The sequence below is a fragment of the Rhodohalobacter mucosus genome, from assembly GCF_003150675.1.
GTDB lineage: Bacteria > Bacteroidota > Rhodothermia > Balneolales > Balneolaceae > Rhodohalobacter > Rhodohalobacter mucosus.
Map to the genome: position 1 here is coordinate 433,240 of NZ_QGGB01000005.1, position 11,794 is coordinate 445,033.

An 11,794-nucleotide genomic window follows, 5' to 3' on the forward strand; every position below is an offset into this window, starting at 1 on the left:
TAGAATGAACCGAACCCATTGGAGTTTTTAAAGCCCTACACGGCTCTTATCGAAAACCGTCTGCAGTCGCTTCCTCTTCCCCAAAAACCTTCCGGCCTGTACGACCCCCAGAGGTATATTCTGGGTATGGGCGGCAAGAGGATCCGTCCCATGCTATCCCTTGTCAGCTGCGGTCTTTGCGGGGTGGATATGGAACGAGCTGTTCCCGCTGCACTTTCCGTAGAGCTCATTCACAACTTTACGCTTCTGCATGATGATATTATGGACCAGGCAGATAGCAGAAGGGGCCATGAAACGGTTCACCGGCGCTGGGATGTTGCATCCGCCATCCTGGCCGGCGACGGCATGTTTGTGCAGGCCCTGTTGATGCTTCAGGACGTGCCGCCCGGCTGCGATCATAAACAAATGATGAATGAGCTTCTCACGGGAGTCAATACTGTGTGTGAAGGACAGGCTCTCGATATGGAGTTCGAAAACAGGCAGGATGTCTCACTTGGTGAATACCTCACTATGATAGAAGGCAAAACGGGTGCGCTGCTCAGCACATCGATGAAGCTGGGCGGCTATTCGGCGGGTGCGGATGAAGATCAGATCCGGCTGTTGGATCAGATAGGCCGTTCGCTCGGGCTTGCATTTCAGATTCAGGACGACCTGCTTGATGTAATCGCGGACCCGTCACAGTTCGGAAAGATTCCCGCAGGGGATATTCGGGAGGGTAAGAAAACATTTTTAATGCTCACTGCGTTAGAGCACTGCTCGGTTGAGCAAAAAAAATCCATATTGGGATATTTTCAGAAACGGCCGCTTACGGTTAATCAAATTGATGAGATAATTTCCATCTACAGAAGTACCGGTACGATTGAGGAAGCCGAGAAGCAAATCGGCAGCTACTATAAACGCGCCGAGTCGGCCCTGGATAAGTTTGTTGATTCAAACTATAAACAAGATCTTTCTAACCTTATAAATTACCTGAAAAACCGTGAAATTTAGTTTAATGCGTACGTTATCCTTTCTGTTGTTGATGTCGGTACTTTTTATTTCATGCCGCAGTAACGATCTGATCAGGCCCGGAGATACAATAGAAGTGGCTTTCGAAAAAGCAATGAACCAGTACAGGGAAGGAGATTACCCGGAGGCTGCACAAGCTTTTGAAACCGTCGTTTCGATCGGCAGGGGCACGGATATTGGTCAGGAAGCGCAGTATTACCTGGCAGAAAGCTATTATAATGACAGGCGATACCTTCTGGCCGCTTCCGAATATGAGCGGTATGCGCAGTTTTATCCCAACTCCTTTCGCCGGGAGGTCGTAGATTTTAAGCGGGCTGAGTGCTACTACTTCCTGAGCCCGCGTTACCGGCTCGATCAAAGCTACACCCGCCGGGCCATTGAGAATCTGAGGCTGTTCAATTCCCGTTTTCCTGATTCCGAATACGCCGAAAAATCAGCTCAGTACATCATAGAACTGCGGGAAAAGCTCGCGCGTAAGAAATATGAAGCCGCCAACTTCTATAAAAGAACCAGCCGCTATGAAGCGGCCGCGATCTACTACGACCTGGTGATTGATGACTATCCTGAAACGGAATGGGCCGAACGCTCACTCGCAGAACAAATGGAAGCGTATATTCTTTACGCGGAAAACAGCGTTCCAGAGCGTCAGGAGGAGCGGTTCAGACTGGCACTGGAATCGTATAATACATACATGCAGCTCTTTCCCAGGGGCGAATACCGCAGCAGAATGGAAGAGCTTTTTGATAGGGCACAGGATGGCCTCGATGGTATTGCAGGCAATATCCGGCCCAGTACTTCCTCTACCCAATGAGTCCGCTGAAATGATGAAAAGGAGGGTCGGCATATTTGGCGGAACGTTCGACCCGGTTCATTCCGGACATATCGAAGCTGTACACTCATTTCTGGAGAGTGGTCTGATCGATGAAGTATGGGTGATGTTGACTCCTGACCCGCCACACAAGCGCCACAGAAGCAAACATACTCCGTATAAACATCGTCTCAGGATGCTGGAACTTGCATTCAGTGAGACGGAGCGCGTAAAAATATGTACTCTTGAAAGGGAACTGCCACAGCCTTCATATACCCTGCAAACGCTTCAGCATCTCACAACAACCTACCCGGATACCCGTTTTTTTCTATGCCTCGGTGAAGATTCGGTCAGCTCATTTCATACCTGGCACCGCTACAGGGACATATTGAGTGATTTTTCACTTATGGCGGTGAAAAGGCCGGGATCAGACGCGGTAGAGGCAGAGGATGAAGTGCTGGAAAAAACAATTTTTCTGGAACATAAACCGGTTGACATATCTTCAACGGCTATAAGGCAAAATGGATCGGACATGGAGCAGATGGTGCCTGACACCGTGGCTGCGTATATGGAAGAACATGAACTTTATACCTAATTTTACCTTATGAAGAGAGGTGAATTTTTAAAAACAGCACTAACCGGAGCTGTATCCCTGCCCGCGCTTGGAAGGCTTGCCATTGGGAACGGAACTCTGACTAAGCCCCGTGTATTGCGTGAAGGGGATACTGTGGCTTTGACCGCTCCTGCAGGCATTGTGTATGATGAAAATGAGTTTATTAGAATGCAGGGTGTTCTGGAGTCGATTGGCTTAAGGGTGATCTTCGGGGAGCATGTTCGTAAGCGAAACGGTTATCTGGCGGGCACCGACCGTGAGAGGGCAGAGGATATAAATCGTTTTTTTGCAGATCCCGGCGTGAGCGCAATCGTTGCTGTGAGGGGAGGGTGGGGCTCGGCCCGTATTCTGCCGCTGCTTGATTTTGATCTGATCAGGGCCAATCCGAAGATCTATTGCGGATTCAGCGACAACACAACACTGCACCTTGCACTGCTTCGCTATGCTGAACTGGTTAGTTTTCACGGTCCAAACGGCACGTCGGAGTGGACCGATTTGACCGTTCAGAATTTTAAATCCGTCTTGATGAACGGCGATCAAACGGTGTACAGATCAAAAAGCGATGTTGAAACCCTGGTCAGCGGCATGGCAGAGGGGCGTCTCATAGGAGGGAACCTGTCCATTCTCACAACGTCGCTGGGAACACCCTATCAGCCCGATACGGAAGGTGCAATCCTCTTTGTTGAAGACATTGGTGAAGAGCCCTATAAAGTAGACCGGATGCTCACTCATCTTGGTCAGGCGGGTATGCTAGACGGAATCAGGGGATTTATTTTTGGCAGGTGCACCGACTGCCCGGAGCCTTCATCTTCCGGTTTTACGCTGAAGAGTGTTTTGCTTCACCATATTCGCCCGCTCGGCGTTCCTGCGATTATGGGTGCCGATATCGGACACGACTCTCATAATTTTACGATTCCAATGGGTCTTCAGGCTGTCCTTGATGCAACCGGAGGCGTTTTCAAGCTTCTGGAGCCGGCCGTAAAAGAGGCCTGATGGTTCAGGCGTATCCGTCAGTGTAACCGGCATTTTCCGGAATGCGTACAGAGCGCAACGTCTTGGTTAGTGTGGAGAGATCAGTATTTCAGAAGTCTTTCCATTGTCTCCTTCAGCCTGAAACTGGCCAGGTAGCCCTCTTCAAGATTCCGGTTGAATGGAATCGGCATGTTGAGTGAAGAGCAGCGCATAACCGGGGCATCAAGCCATTCGAATGCCCGCTCGTTGATACCGGCCGATATTTCGCTCATAGGCCCGAGGATCTCGGATGGTTCCTGAAGCAGCAGGGCCTTGCCCGTTTTACGTATTGAAGATATGACGGTTTCCCAGTCGATCGGGGCAAGTGACCGCAGATCGATGATTTCAATCCCGTAGCCGAGATTTCTGTACTCTTCAGCGATATCCTTAGCCCAGACTACACCGTAGCCGTACGTGATAAGTGACAGGTCATTGCCGGGCTGCACAACGCGTGCTTTCTCCAGGGTAACCAGCCGGCAATGATCGGATGTGACCTCTTTAATGCTTCGATACAGTTTTTTGTGTTCAAAAAAGAGAACCGGGTTCGGATCGTAGAGTGCAGTATAGAGCATATTCTGAGCATCTTCCACGGAAGAGGGCACCAGCACGCGCATTCCCGGCACCTGCATGAACCAGCTTTCAGGTGATTGAGAATGAAAGGGCCCTGCACCTACGCCTCCGCCGTGCGGCGCGCGAATGGTTACATTAAGGTCGGGGGTCCATCTGTAACGCGATTTGGCAAGGTTATTCACAATTTGATTAAATCCGCAGCTGATGAAATCGGCAAACTGCATCTCAACAATGGGTTTGAAGCCCTCAATGGCCAGTCCGATAGCCGCGCCTATTGCCCCTGATTCAATGATCGGCGTATTTCGGATACGGTCTTTTCCAAAGAGTTCGTGAAACCCTTCCGATGCCTTGAAAACACCGCCGTACTCGGCTACGTCCTGTCCCAGCAGGAGGAATGAATCGTCTTCACTCAGGGCTTGTTTCTGAGCCATATGCACCGCATCGATCACCCGTTTCTCCGACTTTTCGCGGGCCTTGCCTGTTTCAGTGACTTTTATATCAATATCCTTCCGGCTGCGCAGTCCGGCGTGTTCAAGCTCGGTTTTTATATCGAAGACAGGTTCATCCGTTTTGAGGGCTTTATTCAGCTGTTTTCTGAAGCTTGCTTCAACCTCTTCCTGAATTGTTTCCAGCTCACTGATGTGTTTTGCAATTCCCTCTGTGAGGAGCCACTCTTCAAAGCGAAAAATCGGATCTTTCGGCTGCCATTTTTCAAATTCCTCGTCCGGCACATAAAACGTACCCGAAGCCTCTTCGTGCCCCCTGATCCGAAAGGTTTTCGCCTCTATCAGAACGGGCTGTCCCTGAATGGCAATTTCCCTGGCCTGCTTTACAGCTTTCTGAACGGCAAAAAAATCATTCCCGTCAATCCGCATCCCCTCCAGACCGTATCCCGCCGCCCGGTCTGCAAGGTGTTCACAGGCGTACTGTTCCTTCACCGGTGTGGATAGGCCGTAGCCGTTGTTTTCGATCATAAACACGACGGGCAGTTTCCAGACGCCCGCCAGGTTCAGGGCTTCATGGAAGTCGCCCTCACTGGTAGCACCGTCACCGCAAAAACTGAGGGCAATACGGTTCTCGCCCCGAAGTTTGCATGCCAGGGCGATGCCATCCGCAACGGGCATGGTTGCCGCCAGATGTGAGATCATCCCAAAAATATGATAGTCTGTTGTTCCGAAGTGAAAAGAGCGATCACGCCCTTCTGTGAAACTATTCTGCTTTCCAAATAGTTGACAAAAAAGAGGATATAAAGGAACACCTCTTGTGGTGAATACACCCAGGTTCCTGTGCATGGGGAGGATGTAATCGTTTTTATTCAGGCTCAGCGCAGATCCTACGGAGATGGCTTCTTGTCCGATTCCCGAAAACCACTTGCTGATTTTATTCTGGCGCAGAAGCAGCAGCATCTTTTTTTCTATGAGCCTGGGAAGCAGCAAATGGCGATAATATTCCAGTGCTTTATCTCTGGAAATTATTTTTGATGGGGCTATCATTAATGATGATTTTATGTGTAATTTATTTGGTTATCAATAACCCGGTCTGGCAACGGAAACGGAAAAGTAACTGACCATATGGACAGGAAAAAAAAACAATTTGTCAAACACCATTTAACCGGAACGTAGCTTTTTAATACAAAACTTTCAGGCATTGCATAATGGAAGCACTTGGAAAACAAATTTTGGTAGAGTTTTACGATTGCGATCAGGCCAAGATCAATGACGTAGCCTACATCGAAAATTCATTAATCACGGCAACTGAAGCATCCAATGCTACAATCATTTCCCACAATTTTCACAAGTTCAGCCCCTACGGTGTGAGCGGCGTTGTAGTGATTGCGGAATCACACGTAGCTATTCACACATGGCCCGAATATAATTATGCAGCCGTCGATATTTTTACCTGCGGAGACACCATTGAGCCCTGGACCATTCAGGAGAAGTTGAAGGAGTATTTCGAATCGCAAAATGTCTCCAGCATGGAGATGAAAAGAGGTTTATTTAAAGTGCCCAGAGGTCAAAAGCTCCTCTTCAAGCCCAGCCAGGAGCTTCAATCGAACTGATACCCGATGCATCGAAAAGTTTGGAGAATTGAATTGCGGCCGTAAGAATTGAATCAGTGAGAATATTTTCCCCTGCATTCAGCTTCTTCGGAGCCCGAAACGGATCTCTTCATTACAGCACGCTTTCAGGCAAATCAGCTTTTCAGGCTCTCTTCTTGCATCCATTTCAAAAATTTAATCAATAACACACGAAATTCAGGAAAAAGGATCTATCCACTATGATGGTAAATACGCCAAACTGCTATGCTCTTGTACGGGGTGCTGCCGAAGGCCGCACCAGGCTTAATGCTTTTGATCTGGCTCTGCTCAATGCAGGTGTCGGCGATACAAATCTTATGCGTATGAGCAGTATACTGCCTCCCGCAGCCCGACAGGTTGATATTGGTGAAGTTGTACTGCCGAAAGGCGGGCTCATTCCCCTGGCCTATGCGAGTATCGACGGCACCATGCCGGGTCAGCTAATCTCCTGTGCCGTCGCCGTGGGTATCCCGGAAGATGACAGAGAGCCCGGTGTTATTATGGAATTTGAAGATCACGCACCGCTATCCAATGTGGAGGAAATTGTTCGTCAGATGGTGGTTGATGGTTTTGATTATCGCAACCGAAAGCTGCGGGAGGTGAAATCCCTTGGCATTGAGCACAAAGTGGAGCGTTGCGGATCCGTTTTCGCCGCGGCCGTACTTTGGTATTTGTAGAAGGGGTGAGTAGTGAGAAGGCAGAAGGCAGAAGTGAAAAGCATTCACTACGCAAGTGCATTATATTATACATCTTAACACTTTAATACTTAGTGTAGCCTGCTGCGTTCAGCTCGTGGCCTGAACCCTGATGACCTCTGATTGGAGAGTAGTGATTTGAGAACTCTGATGAACTTTTACTATCAATAAGTACCCCGCACATTATATCCCCTACACACTGCTGGCAGTGACATACTGTACACTGTAGCCCTGACACACTGAACACTGACACACTGAATTACCATGCCTTTACAATACAACGAATACTACAATGAACGGACCGGCCTGACGGTAGGGCTGAAGAAGCTTCTTTTTTCTGAGCAGTCGGAGTATCAGCTGGTGGAAGTCTATGAAACCGACACCTGGGGCAACCTTATGACGATCGATGGTATGGTAATGCTGAGTGAGCGCGACGAATTTGTGTATCATGAGATGATCAGTCACGTTGCCATGTTTACGCATCCGGAGCCAAAAAATGTGCTGATTATTGGCGGAGGAGACGGAGGCACGGCGCGGGAAGTGATGAAACACGGCTCAGTAGAGCGGGTTGACATGGTAGAGATCGACAAGACGGTTGTTGATGCATCAAAGCGCTGCTTTCCCGGTGTGGGCGACTTTGCCAACCCCAGGCTCAACGTACTTTACGAGGATGGCATCGAATTTGTCAAAAACACCAGGGAGAGCTATGATGTGATCATCATCGATGGATCAGATCCTGTAGGTCCTGCGGAGGGACTTTTTGAAAAGGAGTTTTATTCCTACTGCTTTGATGCCCTGAGCGAAAACGGTGTACTCACGGCTCAGACGGAAAGTCCCTGGGTGGAATCCTATCATCCAAGCATGAAAAAGGTGTATCACGCTGTTGATGATCTTTTCCCTTTATCGGGCATGTACCTGGCCTATATCCCACTCTACCCGGCCGGGATGTGGTCTATGGCCTGTGCCTCCAAAAAGGAAGATCCGCTTGGCCGTGCAGCCCACGATAGGGCGGAGGCTGCAACCGGAATTATTTCTACACTCAGGTACTACAATGCGGCGGTTCACCGGGGTGCTTTTGCGCTTCCCAATTTCGTGAAAGAGATTATCAGTAGATAGAAAAAGGCTGTCCAAAATCGGGAGAGAGGTCAGCCATGGAGGCCCGGATTTTTGGATTGGAGGTCTTTGGCCGGAGCCCCAAAACTATGCTCTTCATACCCTGAAAAAAGGAACCAATTCATCTTTTTGACGCATATCCGCATACATCGGATAATCTGCTCACTTTTACATGCCGGTGCGGCCTGCCTGCGGTTTGAAATCCGCCATTCATATAAAAGCAGAGTTAATGAATTCAATGGCTTGGAAGCCGGATGTTAATGCGTTTTTATAAAGCCGGAACGCAGTCCATTTTGGTCAGTATTAGTTGTCACCTAAATAATTTAGGCTTGGAAATGCCTTTAAAAATCTTCTTATATAGAATATCATAAAACAATGCAGCGCAATGAAATAAATTGTATATCCAATAAAATTTATTGATACAGCATTCTGTCGGCTGTGTACACGCTGATACCTGCTGTTCCAAGTACAATCAAACTAAGAACCGGCTGCCAGATTACCAGTCCGCCGATGGTGCCCAGCAGTGCTCCCAGGTACTGTATGGTTTTGAGCTGCTCATTGGTTGCGTTCATGATCATTCTCTCCAGCTTCATTTCATCGTACCGGCTCAGGTTCTCTTCTACAATCTGTTGTACATCAAACCGGTTTACAAGGTTAAACAGGATGGCCGTGATGGCATCATCCAGTTCTTCACTGCTCTCACTGATTACACCCGGCAGTTCATCGAGCAACTCATCCACAAAACCGATTTTTCGCCTTACTGAAAAAGGGATTTCATCCAGCGTTGATTCAATGAGTTCATGCAGCTGTTTGCCTTTCAGAAGGGTATAGGTTTTTACTGCTGTTCGTTCAATCGGATTCTTTTCCAGGCGCTGTTCTATTTCGTCTGCGATTTCAAAACTGATTTGTTTTTTGACCGATTCGTTTTCAAGGAAAAAACTGATGTAGTCCACGACCCACTCTTTTACCTCTTCTCTGAATTCCGTCTGGCGGAAAATCTTCCGCAGGTCGATGGCCGCTTTCCTTCGGTATTTCCTGACGGCATCGGAAGACTCAATTTTCTTCTTGATGATATCAGGGTTTATGAGGTCTTCCGAAACGGCCAGGGATAGCCGGTAGGCAATGCGCTCTTTTTGGGCAGGTATCAGGCCCTGTCCCAGCAGCGGCCTTTTACTCAGGGGACGGAAGAGCATTGTAATCGCAATCCAGTTTGTGAGGTACCCGATCAGTCCGCTCACGCTGACAATTCTGATGATGCCTTCAAGCGGAAAAGTCCATCTGAACAATGACAGGGAGTACCCTTCAAAATCCCACAGAAATGAGAAGCCAAAGAATGCACACAGAATCCAGGGCAGCGGTTTCAGATAGGTCAGTATCTTCAGTTTGGGCTGAGAGGGCGGAGGTATGAACGGTTTGGTCTCTTCATTTTCGTCTGCGCGATCATCAATGGCAGATGAGATCAGGCGGCTTAGCCTGCCTATCCCGCTTTCGCCCGCTGCCGGGGAAACATCTTTTTCCGTTTTGGTTTTATCTTCATCCATATGCTCTGTTAAGACGTAAGAATGCGCTTCACGGTTTCAGGCTCCAGATTCTCTCTGCTTGCACTCTTTAACTCAAGCAGCAGCTGCAGATAGTACTCAGAACGTTTCATCATGGGAAGAACCTTTCTTCCCGGCAATACAAGCCGGTTTTCAACGGTGATGTACTCTTTGTCAATCCACTCGTTGATGCGGGTCCCAAATACGGAGGGAGTAATAAAGCCGAGCTTATTCACTCTTTTTCCGAAATCGGATACCGTGCAGACAGGCCTGAGGGACTCTGTTTCTGATTTGTCCCTTTTTTCGGCGGTATAAAAGCAGGCATCGCCCATAAGGTCGTTGGTCAGAGGTTGGTCAAGGGGTTCGGGCATCGACAGCGAACGAAGAGTGTAGTGGTAAATCAGCCGGTAAAGCTCTCCGGTTTTGGTATCCAGTTCACCTTTTACTCTATCAGGTGTTAAATCCAATCTGAGCGGATGTACACTTTCGTGGGGGATATTGGGATCGGCAGTTTCACGCAGAAAACCGGGCTTGAACACGGTATCGGCTCCTGTTTGTAAAAACCGGGTGTGCAAACCCTCCCAGGTTTCAGAATAGAACGCATTGGCATCGGTTCTGGGATAGCTGATAAGCGATTCATTGCACAGATGCAGCCTGTGCTGGAAAAGGCTGAACAGAAGCTGTTCAGCCTCAGTATAGGTGTCTGAAACCCCGTGCTGAACGGCATACTCTATAATATCAAAAGTGGAGAGAGGCCTGTAGTTCCTGAATTCATCAAGAGCCGGATCGGGAGATACCGGAAACCATTCATCCGGGGAAGCATATACGGCATGTGTACTTTTGAAGGTATATCCGTTTTCATCGGCAAATGTCTGATACGGGAGCTTGCCGCTGAATGCCGCTGCCACAGCCGCCATGTCGGGTTCCGGCAGTGACGATGCACGGTGCCACAGCGTCCGTATCATATGGCGGTTTTTGAGCCTCTCCTCCAGATGCGATGCATTTAATTCTGTGGTTTCACTGAGCATTTGAATGATACCGGCTTTGCTGATATGACGAATTTTTCCTCTCTTGAGAAGCGAAGATTTTAAAAAACGCGACAGGCTCCAGGCAATAAAGTCGCCGGAGGGATCCGTATCGGTTGCCACCACAATATTACCGGCCCACTTCGACTGCTCTTTAAGCTCTTTTCGGAAAACTGCCTGGTCCGGATTGGCCACTGCATTCAGACGATTCCTGTCCGGATCATATTCCGGTTTCCAGCAGTATCCGCCGGTTGATAGTACAAAGACGGAGGAAGGTGCCACATTCTGAATAAGCCGCGCCATAACAGGCGATTCTACAATCAGAAGGGTATAGATGGAATTACTCACGAGTCGTTTTCAAGAAGTTCCAGATAACGGTTTTCAAGCCTCGTCATAGTCGATTTTTCGGCATCCGTCTTATCATTGTACCCTGCGAGGTGAATGAGCCCGTGCACAAAAACCCTGAGAAATTCATCGGCTGTATCCGTACCGAATTCAATGCTTTGCTCCAGGATCCTTGGGGCGCAGCAAAAGATTGTTCCCTCAAGGTTTTCAGAGCTTTCGTCGTAGCTGAAAGTGATTATATCTGTAATATAATCGTGATCCAGGTATTCCCTGTTGATTCTCAGAATTTCCTTCTCATCCACATAGACAAGTTCTATGCTACGGAACCGAATCTTTTCATGCGTCTCCACGATTTGCATAAGGTTCCTGAAAGAAGACTCGCCAACCGGTATCTTAATTCCGGACTGATTATGCATGGTGAAAGGCTCATCCGGAAACAGATCTGCGGTGTCAGGAAAGGTTTTCATCATCAAATGAAAAGTCGTCCAGATCAGCAGATTCCGTTAGTGAGAGCGCCACGCCGCACATCATCACATCTTCAGGCAGCTTGGTGAAATCACCCGTCAGTATGGACTCGTTAACATTGGCATACATACTGCAACCGGCACTTTGTTCTACAATCAATCCGGTAGTAATTTCACCTTGTTTACCGAAAAAAGTAACCTGTTTCAGAAGGTCGCTTGCGATAAATGCTGTACAATTATGCAATTGAAGGAAGGTTGTTCCTGAATAGACGGAGACCAGGTTCATGCGCTTTCCTTCGAGTTCGAGTCCCAGGTGAATTTCGAGAGCCAGCTTCGTACCCGCATCTTCATTGGAAACCTCAAAACGAAAAACATCGGTTCCGAATGGTTTTGGAGTTACCCCCAGTACATTGCCGATAGCCTGAATATTTTCTTTTGTAAATTCGTGAATCATAGTAGATGGCATTCAAATCAGTTGCAAAGCAAATAAAATCCGTTTCTAAATATACAATCTGCAGTCATAACTT

The 11,794-nt window shown here is 48.2% G+C and carries 12 protein-coding genes; 7 read left to right on the forward strand and 5 right to left on the reverse strand.

Features of this window, described 5'->3' with window-relative positions:
• Window positions 1-18: 18 nt before the first annotated feature.
• From DDZ15_RS07400 to DDZ15_RS07415, 4 genes are read left to right on the forward strand one after another with little or no spacing between them, the layout of a single operon-like run.
• A complete protein-coding gene (locus tag DDZ15_RS07400; RefSeq protein WP_109646433.1) occupies window positions 19-990 on the forward strand; it encodes a polyprenyl synthetase family protein in 972 nt (323 codons plus the stop codon).
• Between the two features lie 4 nt (window positions 991-994).
• A complete protein-coding gene (locus tag DDZ15_RS07405) occupies window positions 995-1,819 on the forward strand; it encodes an outer membrane protein assembly factor BamD (RefSeq protein ID WP_109646434.1) in 825 nt (274 codons plus the stop codon).
• A 10-nt stretch (window positions 1,820-1,829) separates the two neighbouring features.
• Window positions 1,830-2,411: a nicotinate (nicotinamide) nucleotide adenylyltransferase gene (gene nadD, locus DDZ15_RS07410; protein ID WP_158278643.1), complete on the forward strand. Its 582-nt coding sequence runs from the start codon at window positions 1,830-1,832 to the stop codon at window positions 2,409-2,411.
• A gap of 9 nt (window positions 2,412-2,420) precedes the next feature.
• Window positions 2,421-3,422, forward strand: a complete 1,002-nt coding sequence (locus DDZ15_RS07415) for a S66 peptidase family protein (protein ID WP_109646436.1) — start codon at window positions 2,421-2,423, stop codon at window positions 3,420-3,422.
• Window positions 3,423-3,502: 80 nt separating this feature from the next.
• Here DDZ15_RS07415 and DDZ15_RS07420 read toward each other — a convergent pair whose 3' ends face one another.
• A complete protein-coding gene (locus DDZ15_RS07420; protein WP_109646437.1) occupies window positions 3,503-5,503 on the reverse strand; it encodes an alpha-ketoacid dehydrogenase subunit alpha/beta in 2,001 nt (666 codons plus the stop codon).
• Window positions 5,504-5,664: 161 nt separating this feature from the next.
• Here DDZ15_RS07420 and speD point away from each other — a divergent pair, with 161 nt between their 5' ends.
• The 3 genes from speD (at window position 5,665) to speE (ending at window position 7,898) form a co-directional block, all read left to right on the forward strand.
• A complete protein-coding gene (gene speD / locus DDZ15_RS07425; protein ID WP_109646438.1) occupies window positions 5,665-6,069 on the forward strand; it encodes an adenosylmethionine decarboxylase in 405 nt (134 codons plus the stop codon).
• 218 nt (window positions 6,070-6,287) lie between these two features.
• The gene (locus DDZ15_RS07430; protein WP_199222904.1) at window positions 6,288-6,764 is read left to right on the forward strand and encodes a pyruvoyl-dependent arginine decarboxylase; all 477 of its coding nucleotides are present in this window, start codon (window positions 6,288-6,290) and stop codon (window positions 6,762-6,764) included.
• 282 nt (window positions 6,765-7,046) lie between these two features.
• Entirely contained in the window at window positions 7,047-7,898 is an 852-nt protein-coding gene (gene speE, locus DDZ15_RS07435; RefSeq protein WP_109646439.1) for a polyamine aminopropyltransferase, read from the forward strand.
• A 410-nt stretch (window positions 7,899-8,308) separates the two neighbouring features.
• Here the strand turns inward: speE and DDZ15_RS07440 are convergent, their stop codons facing one another.
• From DDZ15_RS07440 to DDZ15_RS07455, 4 genes are read right to left on the reverse strand one after another with little or no spacing between them, the layout of a single operon-like run.
• The gene (locus tag DDZ15_RS07440) at window positions 8,309-9,436 is read right to left on the reverse strand and encodes a DUF445 domain-containing protein (protein WP_109646440.1); all 1,128 of its coding nucleotides are present in this window, start codon (window positions 9,434-9,436) and stop codon (window positions 8,309-8,311) included.
• An 8-nt stretch (window positions 9,437-9,444) separates the two neighbouring features.
• Window positions 9,445-10,806 carry a toprim domain-containing protein gene (locus DDZ15_RS07445; protein WP_109646441.1) on the reverse strand — a complete coding sequence of 454 codons (1,362 nt, stop codon included), beginning with the start codon at window positions 10,804-10,806 and terminating at the stop codon, window positions 9,445-9,447.
• Window positions 10,803-11,273, reverse strand: a complete 471-nt coding sequence (ybeY, locus tag DDZ15_RS07450; RefSeq protein WP_242978923.1) for an rRNA maturation RNase YbeY — start codon at window positions 11,271-11,273, stop codon at window positions 10,803-10,805. Before ybeY ends, DDZ15_RS07445 begins: the two co-directional genes overlap by 4 nt.
• Window positions 11,254-11,721 (reverse strand): hypothetical protein, encoded by a 468-nt coding sequence (locus DDZ15_RS07455; protein WP_109646442.1) that lies wholly within the window; start codon window positions 11,719-11,721, stop codon window positions 11,254-11,256. The genes ybeY and DDZ15_RS07455 overlap by 20 nt, the downstream gene beginning before the upstream one ends.
• Window positions 11,722-11,794: the final 73 nt, after the last annotated feature.